The organism is Flavobacterium saccharophilum, assembly GCF_900142735.1.
Taxonomy (GTDB): Bacteria; Bacteroidota; Bacteroidia; order Flavobacteriales; family Flavobacteriaceae; genus Flavobacterium; species Flavobacterium saccharophilum.
Window position 1 is genome coordinate 270,013 of sequence record NZ_FRBY01000002.1, and the last position, 22,044, is coordinate 292,056.

The 22,044-nt window shown below is 32.6% G+C and carries 25 protein-coding genes; 14 read left to right on the plus strand and 11 right to left on the minus strand.

What is annotated here, in order from left to right:
* Window positions 1-200: 200 nt before the first annotated feature.
* The gene (locus tag BUA98_RS06630) at window positions 201-1,160 is read right to left on the minus strand and encodes a Gfo/Idh/MocA family protein (RefSeq protein WP_159433455.1); all 960 of its coding nucleotides are present in this window, start codon (window positions 1,158-1,160) and stop codon (window positions 201-203) included.
* Window positions 1,161-1,319: 159 nt separating this feature from the next.
* Here BUA98_RS06630 and BUA98_RS06635 point away from each other — a divergent pair, with 159 nt between their 5' ends.
* From BUA98_RS06635 to BUA98_RS06655, 5 genes are all read left to right on the plus strand, one after another.
* The gene (locus BUA98_RS06635; protein WP_086065190.1) at window positions 1,320-1,688 is read left to right on the plus strand and encodes a winged helix-turn-helix transcriptional regulator; all 369 of its coding nucleotides are present in this window, start codon (window positions 1,320-1,322) and stop codon (window positions 1,686-1,688) included.
* 220 nt (window positions 1,689-1,908) lie between these two features.
* Entirely contained in the window at window positions 1,909-2,487 is a 579-nt protein-coding gene (locus tag BUA98_RS06640) for a Crp/Fnr family transcriptional regulator (protein WP_072970841.1), read from the plus strand.
* 71 nt (window positions 2,488-2,558) lie between these two features.
* A complete protein-coding gene (locus tag BUA98_RS06645) occupies window positions 2,559-3,032 on the plus strand; it encodes a DUF2147 domain-containing protein (protein WP_072970842.1) in 474 nt (157 codons plus the stop codon).
* A 1-nt stretch (window position 3,033) separates the two neighbouring features.
* Window positions 3,034-4,002: an NAD-dependent epimerase/dehydratase family protein gene (locus BUA98_RS06650; protein ID WP_072970843.1), complete on the plus strand. Its 969-nt coding sequence runs from the start codon at window positions 3,034-3,036 to the stop codon at window positions 4,000-4,002.
* Window positions 4,003-4,592: 590 nt separating this feature from the next.
* Complete coding sequence (locus tag BUA98_RS06655) at window positions 4,593-5,078, plus strand: type I restriction-modification system subunit M N-terminal domain-containing protein (protein ID WP_072970844.1); 486 nt, start codon at window positions 4,593-4,595, stop codon at window positions 5,076-5,078.
* A 27-nt stretch (window positions 5,079-5,105) separates the two neighbouring features.
* Here the strand turns inward: BUA98_RS06655 and BUA98_RS06660 are convergent, their stop codons facing one another.
* The 5 genes from BUA98_RS06660 to BUA98_RS06680 form a co-directional block, all read right to left on the minus strand.
* Complete coding sequence (locus BUA98_RS06660) at window positions 5,106-5,771, minus strand: IS6 family transposase (protein ID WP_072970845.1); 666 nt, start codon at window positions 5,769-5,771, stop codon at window positions 5,106-5,108.
* Between the two features lie 326 nt (window positions 5,772-6,097).
* Window positions 6,098-7,228: a chromate efflux transporter gene (gene chrA / locus BUA98_RS06665; protein WP_072970846.1), complete on the minus strand. Its 1,131-nt coding sequence runs from the start codon at window positions 7,226-7,228 to the stop codon at window positions 6,098-6,100.
* Complete coding sequence (locus tag BUA98_RS06670; protein WP_072970847.1) at window positions 7,218-7,649, minus strand: DoxX family protein; 432 nt, start codon at window positions 7,647-7,649, stop codon at window positions 7,218-7,220. The genes chrA and BUA98_RS06670 overlap by 11 nt, the downstream gene beginning before the upstream one ends.
* Window positions 7,650-8,091: 442 nt before the next feature.
* On the minus strand, window positions 8,092-8,715 hold the full coding sequence (locus tag BUA98_RS06675) for a carbonic anhydrase family protein (RefSeq protein ID WP_072970848.1): 624 nt from the start codon (window positions 8,713-8,715) through the stop codon (window positions 8,092-8,094).
* A 19-nt stretch (window positions 8,716-8,734) separates the two neighbouring features.
* Window positions 8,735-9,628, minus strand: coding sequence for a bestrophin family protein (locus BUA98_RS06680; RefSeq protein WP_072970849.1), 894 nt, complete (start codon window positions 9,626-9,628; stop codon window positions 8,735-8,737).
* A 146-nt stretch (window positions 9,629-9,774) separates the two neighbouring features.
* Between BUA98_RS06680 and BUA98_RS06685 the strand changes: the two genes are divergently transcribed.
* Complete coding sequence (locus tag BUA98_RS06685) at window positions 9,775-10,446, plus strand: TetR/AcrR family transcriptional regulator (RefSeq protein ID WP_072970850.1); 672 nt, start codon at window positions 9,775-9,777, stop codon at window positions 10,444-10,446.
* 273 nt (window positions 10,447-10,719) lie between these two features.
* Here BUA98_RS06685 and BUA98_RS06690 read toward each other — a convergent pair whose 3' ends face one another.
* Entirely contained in the window at window positions 10,720-11,973 is a 1,254-nt protein-coding gene (locus BUA98_RS06690; protein ID WP_072970851.1) for a S41 family peptidase, read from the minus strand.
* 216 nt (window positions 11,974-12,189) lie between these two features.
* Between BUA98_RS06690 and BUA98_RS06695 the strand changes: the two genes are divergently transcribed.
* Together BUA98_RS06695 and BUA98_RS06700 are read left to right on the plus strand one after the other, a co-directional pair.
* On the plus strand, window positions 12,190-13,311 hold the full coding sequence (locus BUA98_RS06695) for a sensor histidine kinase (RefSeq protein ID WP_072970852.1): 1,122 nt from the start codon (window positions 12,190-12,192) through the stop codon (window positions 13,309-13,311).
* Entirely contained in the window at window positions 13,308-14,012 is a 705-nt protein-coding gene (locus tag BUA98_RS06700) for a LytR/AlgR family response regulator transcription factor (RefSeq protein ID WP_072970853.1), read from the plus strand. The genes BUA98_RS06695 and BUA98_RS06700 overlap by 4 nt, the downstream gene beginning before the upstream one ends.
* Here the strand turns inward: BUA98_RS06700 and BUA98_RS06705 are convergent.
* Both BUA98_RS06705 and BUA98_RS06710 read right to left on the minus strand, forming a co-directional pair.
* Entirely contained in the window at window positions 14,007-14,708 is a 702-nt protein-coding gene (locus BUA98_RS06705; RefSeq protein WP_072970854.1) for a LytR/AlgR family response regulator transcription factor, read from the minus strand. The genes BUA98_RS06700 and BUA98_RS06705 overlap by 6 nt on opposite strands.
* Window positions 14,705-15,511 (minus strand): sensor histidine kinase, encoded by an 807-nt coding sequence (locus BUA98_RS06710; protein ID WP_072970855.1) that lies wholly within the window; start codon window positions 15,509-15,511, stop codon window positions 14,705-14,707. Before BUA98_RS06710 ends, BUA98_RS06705 begins: the two co-directional genes overlap by 4 nt.
* A gap of 203 nt (window positions 15,512-15,714) precedes the next feature.
* Here BUA98_RS06710 and BUA98_RS06715 point away from each other — a divergent pair, with 203 nt between their 5' ends.
* The 5 genes from BUA98_RS06715 (at window position 15,715) to BUA98_RS06735 (ending at window position 19,312) form a co-directional block, all read left to right on the plus strand.
* Window positions 15,715-16,887, plus strand: coding sequence for a metallophosphoesterase (locus tag BUA98_RS06715; RefSeq protein ID WP_072971784.1), 1,173 nt, complete (start codon window positions 15,715-15,717; stop codon window positions 16,885-16,887).
* A 215-nt stretch (window positions 16,888-17,102) separates the two neighbouring features.
* Window positions 17,103-17,546 carry an acetyltransferase gene (locus BUA98_RS06720; RefSeq protein WP_072970856.1) on the plus strand — a complete coding sequence of 148 codons (444 nt, stop codon included), beginning with the start codon at window positions 17,103-17,105 and terminating at the stop codon, window positions 17,544-17,546.
* Window positions 17,547-17,701: 155 nt separating this feature from the next.
* Window positions 17,702-18,424 (plus strand): helix-turn-helix transcriptional regulator, encoded by a 723-nt coding sequence (locus BUA98_RS06725; protein ID WP_072970857.1) that lies wholly within the window; start codon window positions 17,702-17,704, stop codon window positions 18,422-18,424.
* Window positions 18,425-18,475: 51 nt separating this feature from the next.
* On the plus strand, window positions 18,476-18,934 hold the full coding sequence (locus tag BUA98_RS06730; protein ID WP_072970858.1) for a GyrI-like domain-containing protein: 459 nt from the start codon (window positions 18,476-18,478) through the stop codon (window positions 18,932-18,934).
* A 9-nt stretch (window positions 18,935-18,943) separates the two neighbouring features.
* Window positions 18,944-19,312 carry a DUF1801 domain-containing protein gene (locus BUA98_RS06735; RefSeq protein ID WP_072970859.1) on the plus strand — a complete coding sequence of 123 codons (369 nt, stop codon included), beginning with the start codon at window positions 18,944-18,946 and terminating at the stop codon, window positions 19,310-19,312.
* Window positions 19,313-19,770: 458 nt separating this feature from the next.
* Here BUA98_RS06735 and BUA98_RS06740 read toward each other — a convergent pair whose 3' ends face one another.
* A complete protein-coding gene (locus tag BUA98_RS06740) occupies window positions 19,771-20,196 on the minus strand; it encodes a DUF2141 domain-containing protein (protein ID WP_208857977.1) in 426 nt (141 codons plus the stop codon).
* 19 nt (window positions 20,197-20,215) lie between these two features.
* Complete coding sequence (locus BUA98_RS06745) at window positions 20,216-21,274, minus strand: NAD-dependent epimerase/dehydratase family protein (protein ID WP_072970860.1); 1,059 nt, start codon at window positions 21,272-21,274, stop codon at window positions 20,216-20,218.
* Window positions 21,275-21,489: 215 nt separating this feature from the next.
* Here BUA98_RS06745 and BUA98_RS06750 point away from each other — a divergent pair, with 215 nt between their 5' ends.
* A complete protein-coding gene (locus BUA98_RS06750; RefSeq protein ID WP_072970861.1) occupies window positions 21,490-22,038 on the plus strand; it encodes a TetR/AcrR family transcriptional regulator in 549 nt (182 codons plus the stop codon).
* The last annotated feature ends 6 nt before the right edge of the window (window positions 22,039-22,044 follow it).

Below are 22,044 nucleotides of genomic sequence, written 5' to 3' on the forward strand. Positions count from 1 at the left end.
TTAGCAACGCCATTTGGTTTGACGTTCGGTTATAGATTTGGTAGGCCAAATGTATTAATTAAAGATTAAAATGAAAGTACATAAATCAACTTTGCAGTTGTCTGAAAAAACAACTGCTTCAGTCGATGTTAGCATTAATTTTGTTTTAAATTCAGAAAGTAATTTAGTTACACATTACTTGATATTTTATTTTGTGGCTATTATTTTTTAATAACATCCAGAATATTTAAAATGGTTAATGTATTGTCTATCGATTCATTCATCATCAAAACCTGTTTCTCTTTAGTATAGTTTTGAATGTGATCTGCAAAAGCTTCTGCTTCAAAAAATAAACCAACGCCATAAGGAACTTCTATTTTCTCTAACTCATAATTCCAGTCTAAACCTTTTTTAATTTCAATAAACGCTGTGTTTGGTTTTGTCATATTATTATATCCCGCAGCAATAATTCCTTTTGAACCAATTATTCGAACGTAACGATGCGGAGCTGCATTAAAATTGCAATTCAACTGCGCGGTTATTCCGTTCTCAAACCTCAACATTGCAGCAACAGCAATATCTAAGTCCTGATCATTGAACTTTCCATGCGCCATTATTTCGCTCGGATTTTGACCGGTAATGGCCCGTATAATGCTTACAGGATATGCTCCGGCATCCCACATTACGCCGCCACCAAGTTCCGGTTTTAAGCGGATATTGTTTTCGGCATCATCAACAGTAAATCCAAAATCGGCATAGATTTGCGATATTTCACCAATAGCTCCTTCTTGTATCATTTTCAGCATCAAAATAGTTTGCGGCTGAAACTTATAAGGAAAGCCTTCCATCAATAATACATTGTTTAATATGGCTTGCTCATACATTTGTTTTACATCTTCGACGGTCAGGGCAATTGGCTTTTCGCATAAAATATGTTTTTTGGCCTGCGCTGCTTTAATGACCCACTCTGCATGCAATGAATTAGGAAGCGGTATATAAACCGCATCTAATTGAGGATCATCCAGAAGTTCCTGATACGAAGCATATGCATTTTCGATACTAAATTGTTCAGCGAAAGATTGGGCCTTTTCTAGGTGTCGACTAGCCACCGCCGTAATTTTAATTGTTGTAGAATTTTTTAAAACCTCTATAAATGAGCGCGAAACATTAGCCGTACTCATAATTCCCATTTTTAGCATATCTTCTAAAATTTATCGGTTTTTATTACATTTTAACCGTGTTAATAAAACAAATGTAACTGTATGATTTGGTCTGGAAAAGTACTTACCATTTGGTTAGCTATGAACATAATGGTTAGATTTGTAGAAAATTAGATCGTTATGAACGAAAAAAAAATAGAAAAAAATACAGTTGAGGAACATTACACAGAGGGTGATGCTTTTTTTTCCTGTCATGTAGAACTTGCAAACAAAAGCATTAGTGGAAAATGGAAAATTCTTATTCTTTACAGATTGTCGTTATCCCCACTTAAACGCTATACTGAACTCAGAAAAGAATTGGGTGCCATCTCTGAAAAAGTGCTTAGCAATCAGCTAAAGGATCTTGAAAATGATGGACTGGTTCAACGAACTGTTTATCCGGTAGTTCCGCCAAAAGTTGAATACCGTCTCACAGAAAACGGAAAAGGTATTATTCCTGTTATTATAGCATTGAGAAATTTTGGCTGTTTTTTAAAACACCGTAATTAAAGACAAACTCTAAAGTTAAACAGCTCAATTATTTGCCTCAAAAAAACAGAGTCCTCTCATATATAATCGAATAGAAAAATTTAAAACGCAATACTTTTTCAGTTTTGCAAAGTGCTAATTGTATTGCGACAAATCTATAACTAAACAAAATTTTTAGTAAAATTTTGCTGATTAGCAAAAAAAGACTTATTCACATTTTATAAATTAGCAAAGAAAAAAGATGGATTCCATATTTAATTATTTTGATACTTTCTTAAAAATAAGCCAGGAAAGCAAAGCTTTCATAGAAGCTAATCTTGAATATAAAAGTGTAAAAAAAGGCTGCTTTCTATGGAAAGCAGGTGAAAGATGCAATACTCTTTATTTTATTAAATCGGGTATTGCACGATTATTCTTTTACAATGAAAAAGGAGTAGAAAATACAGTACATTTTATTTCTGAAAACAAGTTCATTACCGATCTGGAAAGTTTGCGAATTCAAACTCCTTCATCTGTTTCCTGCATTGCATCCACAGACTGTGAACTAATAATAATACAATTACATACTCTTAAAAAATTTGATAATGAAGTTTTTGAATGGCACGAATTAATCAGAAAGATTACGGAAAAAACCTTGTTTGATAAAATACGGGTAAGGGACAGCCTTTTTCAAAAAGAATCCAAAGAAAGATATATCTCTTTTTTAGAACTTTTCCCTACAATAGCAAACAGCGTTCCTGCCAATCAAATAGCATCTTATTTAGGTATTTCCCAATTTACTCTGAGTCATCTAAAAAAAGAAATAACAAAAAAACAATGATTTTTTTGCGAATTCGCAAAAATTAAAAACACGCTCTGAAAGACCTTTGTATCATAATCAAAAATAAGAATATGATAAAATTACAAAGGCACAATTCAAAATTATTTCTTTTAATAATTTTATTCTTCTCCGGGGTTAATTCATTTAGCCAATCTACAGGAGATGAAATAATCGGTACATGGTGGAACCAGGAAAAAGATGGTCAAATTGAGATCTACAAATCAGGCAGTACCTACTCCGGAAAGCTTATCTGGATGAAAAATCAAAATGACCCAGTTACAGGAAAATTGTTATTGGACAAAAAAAATCCAAATGAAAAATTGCGAGGCAAACCTCTTCTAAACTCTAATCTAATGTATGGTTTTATATTCATTAGGGAGGATAAAGAATGGAGTGACGGAAAAATCTATGATGGCAGAAAAGGCAAAACCTATAAATGTATTATAAAGCTAAATGCTGATAGTACAATAAAGGTCACGGGTTATATCGGAGCTTCGTGGATGGGATTAGGAGAAACTAGTATATGGACAAGAAAAAACAACTAAAATGAAACAAGTATTCGTAACAGGAGGATCTGGATTTGTAGGACAGCACTTAATTTCCATGCTTATAGAGAATGGCTATAAGGTAAAAGCATTAGCACGTTCAACACAGGCAATTCAAAAAGTACAAAAGCAAGGGGCTATAGCAATAAAAGGCGATTTAAACGATGCCCAAGCTTTAGCAGAAGGAGCAAAAGAATGTTCCACAATATTCCATTTAGCTGCTTCAGTCGATTTTTTTGCTTCTGAAAAAAAATTAAAAAAACTACACGTTGAATCCACAGAATTATTGTTATCAGTGGCTAAAAATGCTAACATTAAAAAGTTTGTTTATCTCAGTGCTGCATCTGTAATCATGAACGGCAGAGCCATTGTAAACGCCGATGAAACTTTTGAATCTGACAATATCATTGATGGCTACTCAAGAACAAAACTTCAGGCCGAGAAATTGGTCTTAGGCGCAAATACAGAAACTTTTCAAACCATAGCGCTTAGACCACCAATGATCTGGGGAAAGGACGATGCCAATACATTAGCCGGAATTATCGATGCTGTCAAAAAAGGAAATATGCAGTTTATCGATGGAGGCAGACACCGATTTGTAACCTGCCATGTTCTCAATGTCTGCCATGCCCTAATTTTAGCAGATCAATCGCAGCATAGCGGCGGTAAGGCTTATTTTCTTACCGATGGCGAAACACCTGTTTTCAAGGACTTTATTAAAAAATATGTTGCAACACAAGGAATAACTGTGCCAGATAAAGAAGTTTCTTTGGCAATGGCCAAAAGAGTTGCTTCAACAATGGAATTCATCTGGAAGACTTTTAGGCTTAAGGGACATCCACCACTATACAAAGGACTTGTAAATGCATTAGGAATGGAATTTATTACTATTGACAAAAAAGCAATACAGGAACTAGGTTACAAGCCTATTGTAAGCATCGCGCAAGGACTTAATATGATGAAGAACTAAATTATTTTCCTTTTAAATTAATGAACTGCGTATAATAGTAAATACGTTTTAAATTAGGCGCAACTTACTATTAATCCCCAACAGGACATCCGAACCAAATTCCTAAAGCAAATGAAAGACAGGAACTACGTGTAGTACGCCAATCTCTTCAAATCTTCCATAAATTTTGTTGAAATTTGTCCCGTAGATGTCACGAAATTGAAGAATGAATAATTCTTAAAACAAATAAAAACCCGCTAATAGCGGGTTTTTTATTGGACATTATTAGACTTTAATGGACAATAATAGACACATTTCTTTCCCCTATAATTCCCCCTTTAGTTTTATAAATCCTTTTTGAATTATAATCTAAGAGTTAAAATGAATAAAAGTTAAAAAAGCTACAAAGTAACTTATATTATTCTCTATACTTCTCCTTTTTTAAAAAATCGGTATTTATATTTTATAAAATATAAATATCCTAGTAATTGTAGAAGAGATAACTTATCCATTTTCAAAACTTTATAAAAAAAACATAAAGTAAATCTTTAATTTTAGTGCTAAAACAGTTTATAATTTTAAATTTGCTTTTATCACTAATCCTTTCAAATATGCTAAACCAAGAAATTAAAAACAAAATTAATCAGTTATGGGACTTATTTTGGTCAGGAGGAATGGCAAATCCTTTAACTGCTCTTGAACAGATATCTTATTTGCTTTTTATGAAGAGAGCAGAAGATGTAGGCATGATTAAAGATGAAAAATACAAATTGAGTATTTATACTTCTGACGAAAAATATAAAGATAATTTACCAAATTATATGAAAGAAGTTTTTAATTATATTAAAAACTTATATTCTAAACAAGAATCCTTTACTGAAGCAATGGAAGGTGCAGAATTTAGAATTGAAAAAACATCATTATTAAATGCGGCAATAGATTTAATCAATGAAATATACGTTGAAGCTGACAAAGAAAGAGAAAAAGGGCAATATTTTCAAGATACATTAGGAGACTTTTATGAATTAATATTAAAACAAACTAGTGAAGCTGGAAAAAATGGGCAATTTAGGGTTCTGTCGCATCTGTCAGAATAAAATATAAAAATTTAAGTAATTTAAAAATTAGCTTGCCAATTTACAGAATGATTTAAACATAGATATCTCTGGTCTAATCATCTGATTCTTTCTAAGCATATGCACAACTTCAATTCCGCTTAACGTTCGTTTGGCCGATTCAAAATTTTTAAAACCTAATCCGTTTTGTATGCGCCACTTGATGAAACGATGGTCCTGTTCGACAATATTGTTGAGATATTTACACTGTCGGATTTTAATCTTTGAGAAAAAACGTTTGTTATAGACTTTGATCGCTGCAGTATTAGAACCGCTTTTATCAATGTTTATTACTCTTGGGCGACAATTATTACTTATTGCTTTAATTAGAAATGACTGGGCACTCATCCTCTGCCTTCTCTTAGTTAATAAGAAATCAACTGTATTGCCAGACCTATCAACTGCCCTATATAAATAACACCATTGCCCTTTAATCTTAATATAAGTCTCGTCCATTCTCCAACTACCACTAACGTGTACTTTACGTTTCTTCATTTGCATCTCCATTAACGGGGCAAACTTATATACCCAGCGCTGAATGGTAGCATGATCAACATGAACTCCTCGCATTTTCATGATCTCTTCAACATCCCGATAACTTAATGTAAACCTAAGCTTAAAATATACTGCCTGCAATATAATAGACCTCGGATAGCAATGACCTTTCGTATTCATTTTTCGACTGGATTAAATTCCAAAGATAAAAGTTATTCGCAAATGCGACAGAACCTTATCTGTCTCTACTTTAAGCACTATGATTACACCTGATAGAGCTAATTTAAGGACTGACAGGGCTATTTAAGCACAATTAGTAGTAATACCTTTGAATCTGCATAATTCCATAAATATTAATTTTAAAATTAAATAAATGTCTATAAAAGGTTAGAATTATTAAATTCAGGTTCTTGAGGCAATGCTATTGAAGAATAATTCCTTATGTTGTATTTCCTTACTTCAATATTTGCATTTATTGAATGAAAACGTATAAACCCTGATTTTAGTTATATTAGCGTCAATAAATAACCAACTAAAGATCCTCCTATAACCACAAAAGCACTATTTAATTTCTTGTATCCAAATACAATTACTATACTTGAAACTGATATCAAGATTGTTTTCCAATCTATAATTGTCTCTTTGCCCATTTCAAAACAAGTAGCTACAATTATTGCAACTGATGCTACGTTTACAGCGTCTAAAAATGAAGAAAAAAGTTTTGAATTTCGCATTATCTTTACCATTGGGTTTAGTAATGCTACAAAAACAAAGGAAGGTAAAAATATGGCGATTGTCGAGACCATTGCTCCTATTACACCATTGATTTGATAACCAATAAATGTTACCGAAGAAAAAACGGGCCCTGGTGTGAATTGCCCAACTGCAATTGCATCAATTAATTGTTGCCTGGTTAAAAGCCCTGTGGCAACTAAATCTGTGTCAAGAAAAGCAAACAATACATAACCGCTTCCATAAAGTATTGAACCAATTTTTAGAAAAATCCAAAACAGGTTTGTATTACTTGCAGAAACTATGCTGGTATTTGCAATTTGCAACAAAGTTAATGGTAGAAAACTGCTAATCTTATTTTGCTTTCTGTTCTTTAAATATGCCAAAATTAAGGCTAAAAAACCTGCTCCAAACATTAAAAAAATCTCATTGACGCTCCATAATGAACCAAGCAAAACAAGTAATCCGATAATTATTAGTTCTGTCGGTTTTAGCGATTTTTTTGTCAATGGAAAAATCGCACCCAAAATCACAGCAATAATGGCAGGGGTTATCCCGTAAAAAAATGGTTGTACTGCAGGAATTTGCCCGTATTGTTTGTAGAAATAAGCAAAAATCCCTGTAATGAAAACTGCTGGCGAAATAAAACAGAGACCTGCCACTATCAAACCCTTCCAACCACCTTTTTCGTTTCCGATGTGGATTGCAATTTCCGTGCTGTTGGGACCAGGTATTAAATTTGTAGCACCTATTAAGTCAAGAAAGTGCTCTTCGGTTAGCCATTTTCTTTTGACAACAACTTCGTTTTGCATCATTGCAATATGTGCAGCTGGTCCGCCAAAACCGATAATTCCAAGTTTTAAAAAAAGTTTGGCAATATCTTTTAAATCTGCTTTATGCTCCATTTTTAATTAAAGTTTTGTCAGCCGACCAAAACCCACCACCATTAATCAACAGAAAAATACTTCCCAAAAGCATTGCCCAATCGGTTCTGCTTCCGTGCATCATTTCCCAAAAACCTTTTTCTGCTAAAACTTCCGATTTAGTGGTTGCAATTGCCACTACCATTATAATGATAAGTGGAATACTGGCTAATCTTGTTAAAAGCCCAAGTAGAACCAGAAATCCGCAAACAATTTCAAAACTTCCAACAAAATTTCCCAAAAATTCAGGCCAAGGCAAACCAATTTTTTCAAATCGTCCCGCTCCAAGTGTTTCAGTAAATATAAATTTCTGAATGCCTTCTGAAAGAAATACAACCCCAACCATCAATCTAATTAAGATTATAGTTTTTGAATTGCCTGTAATTAATAATTGATTTTTCATTTTTGTCGGTTCGATGTTGGCAAAGGTTCGCTCTTAGATAACGCAAAACTTAATCTATAACAGCTATATAATAAAGATTATACACCTAAGAAAGCTTATTTTTACACTATTATATCCCGGCTTGCCAACAAATATATAATTATTTTAGCAAGTTCTTTTAAAACTTTTTGGCCCTGCTTCTAATGTCCCTGCCTTTGCTATAGGTGGGATTCATACCTAAAAGTGGGTACTGAATACACTAATAACATTCAGTGATTAAATAGAAAAGTCTGCATTCTCATGCAGACTTTTCAAAATATTTTTTTATTAATTCGTAATAATATTAAATCCCTGTATTCTTCCGCTTTCTTTAAACGGAAAGTTTCTTTTATGACTCCAGTTGAAGGATTATACTCCATAACTCCAGAGAAACCATCGGTGGTACTGTTTGATCAGAAATAGATTAAGTAAAAAATGTTACTTCACCTGTAGCAATATCGTGCGATCCTCCAACAATTCCAATTTCGCCCTTTTCAATCATTTCTTTTAAGATTGGACTGCGTTCCATTATTGATTTAACGGTACGTTTAACATTTATAATTGACACATTCTCTACAAAAGCAGCATTGCCTGAATTGCGATTTTCTTTAGTCTCGGTCTCATCATCAACTGCTGGTCTTATTTTTGTCAGCAATGCTGTAAGATTACCCATTTCAACGTGATCGCATGCACCTTTTACAGCACCACATTTTGTATGGCCCAATACTACAATAATTTTTGATCCTGCAACTTTGCAGCCAAATTCCATACTTCCTAAAATGTCCTCGTTGATAATATTTCCGGCAATACGCACACTAAAAATATCACCAAGTCCCTGGTCAAAAATTAATTCGGCAGAAGTTCGGCTGTCGATACAGCTTAGAATTACAGCAAAAGGATGCTGCCCATCTGACGTTTCATTGGCCTGTTGTAAAAGATTACGGTTTATTTTCAGGTTGCTTACAAATCTCTGGTTTCCTTCTTTTAAAAGTTCTAAAGCCTTAGAAGGAGTTATTGCGGCCTGCATTTCTTTGGTTAACGTTTTCATTTTTTTTTCTTTTTAATGTTTATGATAAGTAAAATTTTTCCGGTTGTTGCGGTTTAGGTATTTCCGATTCTTTTAATAATTCTTTAATATTGATTTCAATTGTTCTTGCTATGGCTGTCATAGGAGTATCAGTAGGACGGTTTCTAAAAGGGTCCTGCATATGAGTAGCTGATTTTTCTAAAAGAAAAAACATTGTTGAGATAGTTAATAGCAATGGGATTTCAAAATAACTTTTTATATCTCGCAAAGCAATCGATAGTGTAACAATGAAGATATAGATAAAAAAGTGCAGAAATATTCGATAAGTTACCGGAAAAATAGTGCTTTTAATACGCTCAGCCATTCCCATAGCATTTGAAAAATTAACTAATGTATTGTTTATTTGAATTTGTGAGAAGATGCTCAAAGATCTTTTTTCTTTCAATTCTAATATTTGAAGCGTATTTAATTGTAACAACGCTAAGGGTTTATTGCTTTGTTTTGCTATTTCTTCTAAGTCTTCATTAGAGATAAAATCCTGTAAATTCTCAATAGCATCAAGACCGCGTAGGTTCTGCCCCAGGCTATAACACCATGCAATATGCCTGAAGGCAATTTGTCTGATTTCATGATGACTCTCTTTGGATACAAAAGACTGTAGCTGCAATACAAAACTGCGGCTATCATTTACAATACTTCCCCATATTTTTCGGGCTTCCCACCAACGATCATAGGACTGACTCAGTTTAAATGAAAGAATTACAGAAATAGCTGTTCCAATAAATGCCGGCACTGCGATGGGCATTACCGGAATAACATTTTCAAATTGAATAGTCAGATAATGAACTAAACCGCCGATGATTAACACGTAAAAAATTTCGTGCTTTACCTTATTAAAAAGATAGGAAATCGGGATTTTTGTAGTGATCAACATATCATTTACATTTATATTTTAGGTAAAAATACCAAAACTACTTCAAATAATAGTAATACTATCATAAATAAATTATAAATGTTTTTAAAAATACAATTACTATTCAATAGCAAATCTTTACTATATTTGCTAAAACATTAATTGCTATGGAATTTCAAATAAAATTTGATATCAACGAAAAGATATTCTTGAGAAATCCTGAAAGCAGTGAATTAGGGAAATTAATGATCAAAAAATCAATTGACCTGATTTATGAGCTGGGTTTCGAACAATTTACCTTTAAGAAATTGGCCATAGAAATAAACAGTACCGAAGCTAGTATCTATCGATATTTTGAAAATAAGCACCGTCTTCTACTCTATATCTTAAACTGGTATTGGTCTTATATGGAATTTTTAGTAACTTTTAAATTAGAGAATGTAACTGATAAAAAAGAAAGACTAAAAATAATTGTTAGCCTCCTTACCCATGAATTTCCGGAAAGTACCAGTCAGTTTGACTATAATAAAAAGCTGCTCAATCAAATTGTTATTGCAGAAAGCAGCAAAGTATATCTGGTCAAAGAAGTCGCAGAAATCAATAAAGATGAGGTATTTAAGCCCTACAAAGACTTATGCGGAAAGATAGCAGAAGTTATCTCAGAATATAATTCAGATTACAAATATCCAAGATCATTGAGCACTACTCTGATTGAGACTTCTCATCACCAGCAGTACTTTAGTGCCAATTTACCAAAACTTACCGACATCTCCTCAAAGGCAAACTCAGAATTTACCAATCAATTTATTGAAGATTTCTTGTTTAAGATTTTAGACTAGCTATTAAAACGAAAAAAAAACACTCCAATTTACCATTCGCTGTCAAAAATAAAATGACTAAATGTATCACAGTATTCTCACAAGATGAACATATTGAAAATCAGAACATAAAAAACTTGAAACCTTTTAGAGTCCGGAGAATTAGTTTATTATTTTTTCTGACCGACGAATTTTTTACAATCTATAAAAAAACGCCTTAAGGCATTTTTTTATAGATTTTCAGCATTAAGAATCAAAAGCTTAATAGCCATTTTTAAGCTCCTACGTAAGATATTATTTCATACTTTCTACTTTCTGAATCATTGCTTTTGCCGATTCTGAACCTGAGTCTAATTCTAAAGCTTTTTTATACGATTTTAATGCGTTCTCTTTATCCTGATTTGCAAAATACGCTTCACCTAAACTATCCCACGAATTGGAATCATTTGGAAATAATTTTACATTCTCCTGAAATACAATCACTGCGTTATCACCCTGTTTATCTTGTAAAAACGCGTAACCAATTTTGTTTAATACGTTACTCTTATTCTTTTTGATTGTTTTTTTAATGGCATCTATATAGGCATAAACAAAGGCTTCTTTTCCACTAGTTACTATGTCGGGCTGAATACCTTTTGTTTCCCAGTTTGTTTTTGTAACCGGATTAATCGGTTGTAAATAAGGTACTGATATTGTGAATTCAGTATTTAAATTAATTCTTTTCGTTCTATTAGCGCCACCTTTAGTGATTTCTCCTACTACTGTTGCCCTGTCCAAATGTTTTAATGTGTAAGTAAATGCTTCTGCCGCTGAAAAAGTGTGCTTACTGGTTAGAATATAAAGTGGCTTGTTTGTACTTCGTTTTCCGTTTACATTTTCAAACGAATATAGTTGTGTTTTTTGATTGGTTTCTCGTTCATAAAAATCACTTAATAAAACAGGTTTTTCATCAAAGAAGTAACTCGATAATAACTGCATCATACTTGGAACACCTCCTCCATTAGCACGCAGATCGATAATGATTGCGTTAGTATTGCTTAAGAAGTTCATTGTAGCTGTAACGGTTTCTTCTGCATATTTTATATCTGCAAATTGGTTTAAGTTTAAATAACCAATATTTCCGTCCAATATTTTTACCTCTTTAAATCCGTAATTAATTTCGGCCATTTGAAAAGCCATTCTTTTCTCCATTTCTAATTGCGCTTCCTGAGAAATAACATTCTTTTCCCTGGCAATATGCTCCGGTTCAAATCGAACTTTTAAATGTAAATCTTTGCTAATACGTTGTAAATCTTCGGTTAGTATTTTAGAGAACTCAACAGGACTTGTAATTTCTTTATATTTATTAGATTTTAAATTATTATCCAGTTCAATTGTCATTCTTTTTGACAAATCTAAATCGATATAAGATTTTTCAATATGAGTTTTTATTGCCGATACAATGGCCTTTTTCTCTTTTGTATCCAATAGCCGTTTACTGTCTTGTGCCATTGCGTTTTGTACAATTAAAAATAGTGTCAGAAGGATCATTTTAAAATAGTTTTTCATAATGTTTTATTTTTAAATATTTATAATTTACAGCAAACCTATCTGTAAATTAAAATGGTTTAAAACTTCTTTCATGAACCTTTAAATAGTTAGCACATACAATTAATTTGTATAATCAAATCTAGTTGAAGTCGAAAATAGTAGTGTTTATGTTTGATTTAAGTGAATTGATGCACATTGTAGAGTAAAAAAGTCAATTTTTGTTAATTTTGACTCATGACTGAATTTCTTAAAAAGTACAAAGCTTTTATCTATGGATTGGTGATCCAAAGGATAATAACGGCTGTTTTGTTACATTTTCATTTTATTTACATAGATAATACCGCACTATTGTCCAACACATTGAGCTTCATTTTTAGCTGGCTACTGATCTCACTGCCAATTCATTATTTTTCATTTTTAAAACAGCATAAAGCCACTAGTTTAAAGTTACTTGTCTTGGTTGTCATTTTTTTGGCAATCATTGTAAACGATATGAATTCGAAAATAATTGATAATCCAATAACATTTGTAGGATTAGTTGGTGTTGGATTATCTTTTTTCTCCATTATAGCACCCTCCTATTTTAAGAAGCATGGCTTGATTCTAATCGGTTTTTATGTTCTGGCCTTAGGCTATTTCTATTATATAAGGGTTTATACAAAAGATGTAAATAATTATTTTCAGCAGGAAAAAGAGATTAAAATAATCCTGACTGCTCCCTTTTTTATGTTACTCTTTATATGGTTTTATCAGCAATGGAAATGGCTCAAAACAATTGAGTCAAAAAAAGCCAAAGCAGAGTTGTCTTTATTGAAAAGCCAAATCAATCCGCACTTTTTTTTCAATACTTTAAATAATCTATATGGTCTAATAATAGAGAAATCTGATGATGCTCCAAATGTTGTTTTAAAATTATCTGACATAATGCGCTATACCATTTATATGGGAAAAGAAGATAGCATACCACTAAAGCATGAAATAGAATATTTAAAGAATTACATTGATTTACATAAAATACGATATCAAAAAAGGGTCGATATTTCTTTTAATCATGAGGGGCAAGCTGAATATAAAATTGCGCCATTACTATTTATTATTCCCTTAGAAAATGCTTTTAAGCATGGAGTAGAGCATTTAACGGAAGATGCTTATATTCACATTAATATAAAAACTGATAATAACCTAATCTGTTTTGATATTGAGAATAACTTTGAAGCGCGGGAATCTCAAACTCCCGGTATTGGATTAAACAATTTAAAACAGCGTTTGAAACTATTATATCCTAATAAACACCAAATGAAAATTGACATTACAGATTCTATTTATAAATTACAACTAAAAATAGAAATGACATGATATACTATTTAATTATAGATGATGAACCCATTGCACATCGTATTATTGAAAACTATTGCGAAAACTTGATGCATTTGGAAAAGAAAGGAAACTGTTATAATGCCTTTGAAGCTATAGAATTCTTAAATAAAAATGCAGTCGACTTGTTATTTTTAGATATCAATATGCCTAAATTATCTGGCTTCGATTTTTTAAAAACATTACCCAATCCACCTAAAGTAATAGTGACCTCAGCCTATAAAGAATTTGCTTTAGAAGGTTATGAACTTAATGTCTCTGATTATCTTCTGAAACCATTTGGTTTTGAGCGTTTCATAAAAGCAATTAACAAAACAATTGATACTGCTCAAAATATAAAAAGTATAACAGCATTGCCAACAAACGAAGCAGAGCCAAAAACAAATAGCTTCTTTTTAAGGGGTGATAAAAAGTACCATCAAATTCATTTTGACGATTTACTGTTTATAGAAGCTTATGGACATTATTGTAAAGTATATCTAAAAAATGACATGATTATAAGTCATCAGAAAATTTCAGATTTTGAACAGCTTCTTCCAAAATTTAATTTTATAAGAACCCATAAATCTTTTATTGTTGCAAAAGATAAAATTAAACAGATCGAAGGTAACAGGATATTAATTGATAAATATAAAGTACCTATTGGACAAACTTATAAAGAAAACATTATGATGCTTTTATAATTTTGAATTTAATAACCCATTTACATTCATCTTATATAGTTTACCAATCGGAATTGTAAAATCACTGATTTTGATCCTGTTTCCTTCCACACTTTTAATATGTTTAATGGCAATAGCAAAGGATTTATGTACCTGCATAAAATCATTTTTGGGTAATTGTTCTAAAAACACAGAGATTTTTTCACGAATTGTAATGGTTTCAATCGTGGTTATAATTTTGGTGTAATTCCCTGTTGCTTCAATATAAAGTATGTTTTCAAGCTCCACTTGAAAGTGTTTTTTATTGCCCTGAACAAATATTCGATTTGAAATAATACTATTTTCGGACGGCATAACTTTTTGATTTACTGAACTAAACGCTTTATTGATGGCTTTTAAAAAACGTTCAAAACCAAAAGGCTTAAGCAAATAATCCGAAATAGTATATTCGTATCCTTCCAATGCAAATTCTTGATAAGCGGTTGTAACGATTACTTTTGGCAGATTTTGCAGCGTTTTTAGAAAATCAAACCCTTTCAAAATGGGCATATTCAAATCCAAAAAAATCAAATCCACTTCATTGGTGTTCAGAAATTCAAAGGCTTCCAAAGCATCGTAACAGTTTTTTATTAGTTGCATATTGGGTACTAAATCGCAATAGCCTTTAATGATGTCGTGAGCGATAGGCTCATCGTCAATTATTAAATATCTAATCATAATTGTTTCAAAATTAGTCGGGCCTGATAGACACTTTCTGTTTTAGAAAAAGTCAAGTCATGTTGGTTTGGATAAATTAATTCTAATCTTCTTTTTAGATTTTTCAAACCAATTCCAGATTGGTTATCCATTTTTTCGTAGTTGTTTTCAATTGCAAAACTTATTTCGTTTTGTGAGGTGGTCAAATTCATTTTAATGTAAGCATTCTGTCTCAAATTTTCGACACCGTGTTTGAATGCATTTTCCAAAAGTATGATAAACAACAGTGGCACTACTTTTCGGTTTTCATCTACATCACAATTAAAATCGACTGTAATATGTTTATGGTAACGCATTTTGTGCAGTTCGATATAGTTTTTCAAAAAATCAATTTCTTCCTGAATTTTAACTATTTCCTTTTCTCCCTCATAAATACTGTAACGCATCATATCCGAAAGTTTTAGTATTAATTCTTGTGCTTTTCGCGAATCTTTGGCAACCAAACCATATAAATTATTGAGCATATTGAAAAAGAAATGCGGACTAACCTGGCTTTTCAAGAGCATCAATTCGGCTTTTGTTTTTTCGCTTTTCAGTTTAGTGATAAAAATAATCTGTCTGATGAGCCAAACAATCCCCAGGCATAAAAGCAAAACATAGTAACAAATTACAATTAGGGCAACTTTTGGATGGTAATTGCCTAAAAATACAACGGATTTGTTTTTCGTAAAAATCACTTCATAAACAGTAATCATTACAGGAATAACTCCTATTGTCAGAAGAGCAATTACAACCCATTTTAAATTTCGTTTCACAGCAATCATTTTGCAATATTACAATTATAAATAGCCCTCTGCAATAATGTTGACAAACAACAGTCAATGCGTTTTGAAATGATGTAAATGAGTGATCAAAGCAGTTTGAGTATTCACAAACACTTTTTTATCGAGCAGATTGAGACGTTTGTCACAATTATTTTAATAGTAAAGCAGGCATTTCTATGTTTACCAAAATTAATCGAAAAACAATGAAAAAAAAATTTATCAGATATGTAAAACATATCAGTATCACATTTGCAGTACTAGTATTTATAGCTGTTTCATTCGGACTATATCACGGAGCAAGTTTTCGTTATGCAGAAAATCCAGTAATGATGAATTGGGATAAAGATGGCCCTTATGTTTTTAATAAAAATGACAGCACTGTTGCTATTAACTACATTAGAGGAAATCAGGATGACGGCTTTTATTTAGACCAAAAAGATTATGCCTTGAATTCAAAAATCCCCGCTTATTGTTATTTCCCATTAGATGGAACACTTTTTGAATTTACAATAAATAACAAAATTACGATTCCGAAAAACACCTATAATGACAATTCTAAAATTTTAGCCATTTCCGATATTGAAAGCGGTTTTAAAACCTTTCGGGATTTTTTGATTGCTAATAAGGTAATTAATGAAAAGCTAAATTGGACATTTGCAAATGGACATCTTGTTTTGCTGGGGGATTTTGTGGACAGGGATTTTTCTACCACTCAAGTACTTTGGTTTATTTACAAATTAGAACAGGAAGCAAAAGAGAAAGGCGGAACAGTTCATTTTATTTTAGGAAACCACGAATTGAAGAATATGCAGGGAAATTTTGAATCTACTTCCCCGAAATATTATCACGTTGCTTCGATCTTAAAAAAACAACAAACCGAGTTGTATGGTACAAATTCTTTTCTTGGCAAATGGATGTCGAGCAAAAATACCATTGAAAAAATTAATGGTATCCTTTTTACACACGGAGGGATACATCCTGATTTGGCTGATTATAAAATAAATCTGGACGAGGTAAATCAAATAATTCGCAGTAATTATTACAAACCTTACTATCCTAATCCACAAAAAAACATAGAACAATTACTGATTTCTTCACACAAAGGCATCGCTTGGTACCGAGGTTATTTCAAAGACGATTTGACTCAGCAAGATGTAGAACGAGGACTAAATAAATTCGACGCAAATTCAATCGTTGTTGGTCATACTCTTCAATCAAAAATTAATACACAATTCAACGGTAAAGTGATAGGAATTGATGTTAAACATCCCAAAGATTATTCTAAAAGTATTCCCAACCAAAAATCAGAAGGTTTGTTAATTGAAAATAACCAATATTATAGAGTTTTACACAATGGAGAAAAAAAAGAACTGTAGAGTGAATCTCTTTATCTTAAATCCCAAAAAAAGCATTTTTTATCCTTTTCATCAAGCTAAAAATTAAAAACACCACATTACCAAAGGGCAAAGAACATGGCTCGAAGATTATAACTCATGTCAAAAAACTAGATAAATTTTTCATCAATCCCCAACATCATTGTTTCATGAGCCTATATTTCTTAAATTTGGATACTAGTAAAAATTAAAATAATATGAAATACAAAATAGACAATATTAAAAAAACTGAGTATAATGAAGTTGTCAATATTTGGGAAGCCTCTGTTCGAGCAACACATCACTTTTTGAAAGAAGAAGATATTCAATATTTTAAACCACTTATATTAAATACATATCTAGATGCTGTTGAATTGAAGTGTGCAAGAAATGAGGAAGGTAAAATAATTGGTTTCCTTGGAGTAGCAGATCAAAATTTAGAAATGTTATTCATTGATACGGACTACAGAGGTAAACAAGTTGGAAAAACATTATTGAATTTTTCAATTGAAAAAATGAATGTTACAAAAGTTGATGTAAATGAACAAAACGACCAGGCAGTAGGGTTTTACAAAAAATGTGGATTTGAAACAACAAGTCGTTCGGAATTGGATTCCTCGGGAAAGCCATATCCTACTTTGCATATGGAGTTAAGAAATTAACGGCTGCTAAAAACCGTTTTGCGAGATTCCATTTATGTGGTATATTCACGTTTGCCTTTAGCAAGAAATTTAGTGTTTGCAAAAAAATATCTGCTTACGATGCTCACAATCTTGTAAAGAGGAACTGAGTAATATAAAGATTATTTATACCCCCTATGAACCACAACGATACAAAACGGCTTTCGCGGCTCACTGCCATACTAACCCAGCTGCAAACGAAGCGGCTTTTGACCGCTTCTGAGTTGGCTATTCAATTTTCGGTTAGTAAAAGGACAATCTATAGGGACCTAAAAGCATTAGAACAAGCAGGTGTTCCCATTTTGACCGAAGAAGGAAAAGGCTACTTATTGATGGAGGGTTACCGGATTCCGCCTATAATGTTTACAGAAAGTGAAGCTAATGCATTGATTACAGCCGAACAATTGATCCTTAAAAACAAAGACGCTTCATTTGTAAAAGAATATTCTGAAGCGATCAACAAAATAAAATCGGTTTTACGCAACACTACGAAAGACAAGGCCAACCTGCTTTCTAACCGCATTGTCTTTAGACAAAACATGGAGAATGACCGGACAAGCAATTTTCTATCCCCTTTGCAATTAGCATTGACCAATTTCTATCTAATCAAGATTAAATATCATGCACCCGACACGAATCAGACAACGGAAAGAATAATTGAACCTTTTGCTATTTACAGCACACAAGAAAACTGGTTACTTATCGCATTTTGTCGTTTAAGAAAGGATTTTAGAGCATTTCGGCTCGACAGAATCAAAAATCTGACGACGCTTCCTGAACAGTTTGAACCCCATAAAATAACCTTGCAGGAGTATTTTGAAATCTGCAAGAAAAAAACTTTTTCACAACCCTTGACATAGGGCTGTCACAACAGCATTGTAGTTTTGTGGCTCAACAAAAAAAGTTTAAAAATGAATAAAGTAAACATTGAGCCTTTTAAAATAATTGGCATTTCGGTTAGAACCACAAATGAAAACAATCAGGCTGCAAAAGATATTGCGGATTTGTGGAGCAGATTTTTGAATGAAAAAGTATTGGAAGCAATTCCAAACAAAATTGACAACACTGTATATTCCATATACACAGAGTATGAAAGTGACCACACTAAACCTTACACCACAATACTAGGTTGCAAAGTAAAAACCTTAAACACGATTCCGAATGAGATGGTTGGCAAATCATTTGAAGGCGGAAACTACGTGAAGCTATCTGCCAAAGGAGATTTGATGAAAGATTTAATCATAAACAAGTGGTTGGAAATTTGGAAAATGGATTTAGAAAGAGTCTTTACGGCAGATTTTGAAGTATTTGGAGCAAAAGCACAAAATCCGACAGATGCAGAAATAGATTTTTTAATTGCCGTTAAATAGAAAAAACTGATGGAGCAGCTTGATAACTATTATTTAAAAAAAGAAGAGCCAAACAAGAGTTGCCTGCTTGCTTTGCGAAATATTATTCTTAAGCAGGATATCAACATTACTGAAACGCAGAAGTGGGGAATGCCTTGCTTCTGCTACAAGAAAAAAATGTTTTGCTATTTGTGGACCGATAAAAAGACGGACAAACCCTATATTCTAATGGTAGAAGGAAATTATCTTGAACACCCCGAATTGGAACAAGGCGATCGCACAAGAATGAAAATTTTCAGGATTAATCCCAATAAAGATTTACCAATAAGGACAATTGAGAGTATTTTACAAAAAGCCTTGGACTTATATACAACAGGCATAATTAAATTAAAAGATTAACCGGCCTCCTGACCCTTTGTATTTACTGGAATTGACATAAAAGTAACGGAACCTTTTTCTCCGCTAATACACTATTCAAACAAATTGTTGTTTTGCTTAATTTTGGCTTTCAAAATCGAAATACAATCCTCATTTTAAACAAGTTAACATCTTAAATATTGATACTTTAAATTTTGTGGCAAAAGCGTGGTATACCAGGTTGAAAATTTTAAAAAACACAGAATATTTGTGCGTTTGTTCCTGTCACAACAAACCAAAAGGCGCCAATTGTCTTCAATTGGCGCCTTTTTTATACCTAATCATACCTAACCACATAACTAAAAACTTACGTTTATGCTGCGGGGCTCACCCTTTCCAATTCCTGACAGAAAATTTAAACCGCGCCTGTACAGATATTAATGTAATCATGAGCAGCAGAGTATAACAATAAATAATTCTCATAACTGAGCAAGGGTCTTCTATTTAGCAATCAATACAATACTGGTTTTAGCATACTGGTTAATTGCAATTTTCACCTCATCAAAATTAGGTGCTGAGAGTTTTGGTTTATAATTTTTAGAAAATCCAAATCCTTCTGTCGGATAACCAATCATATTTTTATCACATTTTCCGTTATTATTCAGGTCTTGATAAACAGCAACAGCATAATCGCCATCCGGTAGGTTTTTGAACGTGTAGACCACTTTATTTTCTGAAGCTTTTACTTTTGCAGTGGCAATCTGTGACTCATTATCAAGAAAACCTTTCTCTTTATCGTACAATCCAAAAAAAACAGATCCTTTGCCGGGTTCTACGCCCGATACTTCAACGCTGAAATTATGTTGTGCAAACAGTGCTGAATTAATTGTTACAAGTACTATCAAGCTTATCATTTTAATTTTCATAAGTAATATTTTTTAGGATTTATAATAGAACCTTTTCTAGCTTCTCTTTCTCTAATTGGTTAAAAAAGTGATTCATTTTTTTTACATTCCCTTTTTTAAACGCCTGGTAGGGTTCTGATTGTGAGAGCAGCCATTTTTTTACAATACTTTTAAAAATGAAGGTGATTTTTTTTTGGAGAGGATGAATTTTCTGGCGGACCATCTCGAAATAATCGTTCAAATTTTGCTGTCGAAAACCTAGAATATTATCTAAATCTTGACCATCTTTTAAAATCCCACAGTGAAAATTTTTCTCTGCAAAAGCCTTTTGTGGAAAATCAGCTTCGCCTAAGCCAAATTCAGCAAACATTTTGTCTAGAAAAGCCCCATAAGTAATAACACAATCCTCTCCCCCTCCCAAGTTGAATATTTGCTTCTCTAGCTTTTTTTGGTTTTCAATTGCTTTAGCAAAAGCTCTACCCGTATCTTTTGGAGTGCAGATTTCCATTGGTGTATTCAGCGGCATATGAAACATCAATTTGGATATCTTATGGTTCCCCATAATTGCAGCCAGACGAAAAATACTCCATGATAATTTGGATTTCCCAATCAACGACTCACACAAAACCTTTGTTTCTCCATAATGATCTCCCGGACTGGGCTGCAAAATATCAGCGACACTTATCTGGGGATTCTTCATCCGATCACCATAAACTGAAATACTGGAACTAAAAATCAAATAACAATCCGGTGAATTCTGCTCTAAAGCGTAAATAAGATTTTCGGTCCCTCTCACATTGACACTGTAAGCCATCTCTGGATCTATATCTGCAAGAGGTGGAATAACCGCTGCCAAATGGATAGCTACATCCTTATTTTGGGCAACTTTTAGCACTTCTTCTCTATTGCTGATGTCGCCATATATAATCTCTACACGAGATCGAAAGGGAGCCAGTTTTTTTACCGAATTTTGAGTTTTTAAATCAAAAACCGTTATTTCATAATCCGTATGCTGAACCAGATGCTGCAAGGTTTCAAATCCTACAGTTCCAGATGCACCGGTCAGAAGTATTTTTTTTCGTGATATCTTATTTTTCATTTTTTTTAATTTAACGTTTGTCCTTTTAATCCGCTTAAATTTTGATTAAAAAGCTATATTTGTTATACAATATGTTCAATATTTAACTTTGTGTTCTTTTTGATTACTACGTAAAACTATTAAAGAAGAATGTATTTACTGTTTCAAAAAGGGATGCTACTGTACATTAGCGAACAAAGACTAATGTTTTTGTAGCGTATGTAAAATAATTTGTGATGGATTTAAGAAAAGACAGAAGGGTTCAGTATACTAAAAAAATATTGCGTGAGGCATTATTTAGTTTACTGGACGAGAGGGAATTAAGCGAAATCACCATAACCGAACTGTGTAAAACAGCCGATGTCAACCGCAATACATTTTATCGGCATTATAATATTCCGCTGGATATACTGCTTGAAATAGAGGATGATGTTTTTGAAAAACTCTCAGCGGTTTTGCGTAAAAGCACCAATATGGATGATGTGATACTGCTCAGCTGCCAGTTACTGGAAAGCGATAAACAGATGAGTAAAATTGTGTTTACTAAAGCGGATGGAAGCGGAATTCTGTCGCGAATCCTGAGAAGTGTTCGGAATAATTTTCCGGTTGAAAATCAAATAGAACTTACTGCCGAAGTAATGCCTTTTGCTGAAATGGCATACCAATTTGGCGAAAAAGGAAGTATTGCTGTCATCAAAAACTGGATCGAAAATGATTTCTCTATTCCTGCTGAAAGTATTGCACAAATGATAAGTTATCTGGTAAATAAACTCAATAAATTATAGCAATTT

Coding starts and splice junctions, on each gene's coding strand:
- BUA98_RS06630 (WP_159433455.1), bottom strand. CDS start 1,160: ATGAGTACGGCTAATGTTTCGCGCTCATTTATAGAGGTTTTAAAAAAT.
- BUA98_RS06635 (WP_086065190.1), top strand. CDS start 1,320: ATGAACGAAAAAAAAATAGAAAAAAATACAGTTGAGGAACATTACACA.
- BUA98_RS06640 (WP_072970841.1), top strand. CDS start 1,909: ATGGATTCCATATTTAATTATTTTGATACTTTCTTAAAAATAAGCCAG.
- BUA98_RS06645 (WP_072970842.1), top strand. CDS start 2,559: ATGATAAAATTACAAAGGCACAATTCAAAATTATTTCTTTTAATAATT.
- BUA98_RS06650 (WP_072970843.1), top strand. CDS start 3,034: ATGAAACAAGTATTCGTAACAGGAGGATCTGGATTTGTAGGACAGCAC.
- BUA98_RS06655 (WP_072970844.1), top strand. CDS start 4,593: ATGCTAAACCAAGAAATTAAAAACAAAATTAATCAGTTATGGGACTTA.
- BUA98_RS06660 (WP_072970845.1), bottom strand. CDS start 5,771: ATGAATACGAAAGGTCATTGCTATCCGAGGTCTATTATATTGCAGGCA.
- chrA (WP_072970846.1), bottom strand. CDS start 7,228: ATGGAGCATAAAGCAGATTTAAAAGATATTGCCAAACTTTTTTTAAAA.
- BUA98_RS06670 (WP_072970847.1), bottom strand. CDS start 7,649: ATGAAAAATCAATTATTAATTACAGGCAATTCAAAAACTATAATCTTA.
- BUA98_RS06675 (WP_072970848.1), bottom strand. CDS start 8,715: ATGAAAACGTTAACCAAAGAAATGCAGGCCGCAATAACTCCTTCTAAG.
- BUA98_RS06680 (WP_072970849.1), bottom strand. CDS start 9,628: ATGTTGATCACTACAAAAATCCCGATTTCCTATCTTTTTAATAAGGTA.
- BUA98_RS06685 (WP_072970850.1), top strand. CDS start 9,775: ATGGAATTTCAAATAAAATTTGATATCAACGAAAAGATATTCTTGAGA.
- BUA98_RS06690 (WP_072970851.1), bottom strand. CDS start 11,973: ATGAAAAACTATTTTAAAATGATCCTTCTGACACTATTTTTAATTGTA.
- BUA98_RS06695 (WP_072970852.1), top strand. CDS start 12,190: ATGACTGAATTTCTTAAAAAGTACAAAGCTTTTATCTATGGATTGGTG.
- BUA98_RS06700 (WP_072970853.1), top strand. CDS start 13,308: ATGATATACTATTTAATTATAGATGATGAACCCATTGCACATCGTATT.
- BUA98_RS06705 (WP_072970854.1), bottom strand. CDS start 14,708: ATGATTAGATATTTAATAATTGACGATGAGCCTATCGCTCACGACATC.
- BUA98_RS06710 (WP_072970855.1), bottom strand. CDS start 15,511: ATGATTGCTGTGAAACGAAATTTAAAATGGGTTGTAATTGCTCTTCTG.
- BUA98_RS06715 (WP_072971784.1), top strand. CDS start 15,715: ATGAAAAAAAAATTTATCAGATATGTAAAACATATCAGTATCACATTT.
- BUA98_RS06720 (WP_072970856.1), top strand. CDS start 17,103: ATGAAATACAAAATAGACAATATTAAAAAAACTGAGTATAATGAAGTT.
- BUA98_RS06725 (WP_072970857.1), top strand. CDS start 17,702: ATGAACCACAACGATACAAAACGGCTTTCGCGGCTCACTGCCATACTA.
- BUA98_RS06730 (WP_072970858.1), top strand. CDS start 18,476: ATGAATAAAGTAAACATTGAGCCTTTTAAAATAATTGGCATTTCGGTT.
- BUA98_RS06735 (WP_072970859.1), top strand. CDS start 18,944: ATGGAGCAGCTTGATAACTATTATTTAAAAAAAGAAGAGCCAAACAAG.
- BUA98_RS06740 (WP_208857977.1), bottom strand. CDS start 20,196: ATGAAAATTAAAATGATAAGCTTGATAGTACTTGTAACAATTAATTCA.
- BUA98_RS06745 (WP_072970860.1), bottom strand. CDS start 21,274: ATGAAAAATAAGATATCACGAAAAAAAATACTTCTGACCGGTGCATCT.
- BUA98_RS06750 (WP_072970861.1), top strand. CDS start 21,490: ATGGATTTAAGAAAAGACAGAAGGGTTCAGTATACTAAAAAAATATTG.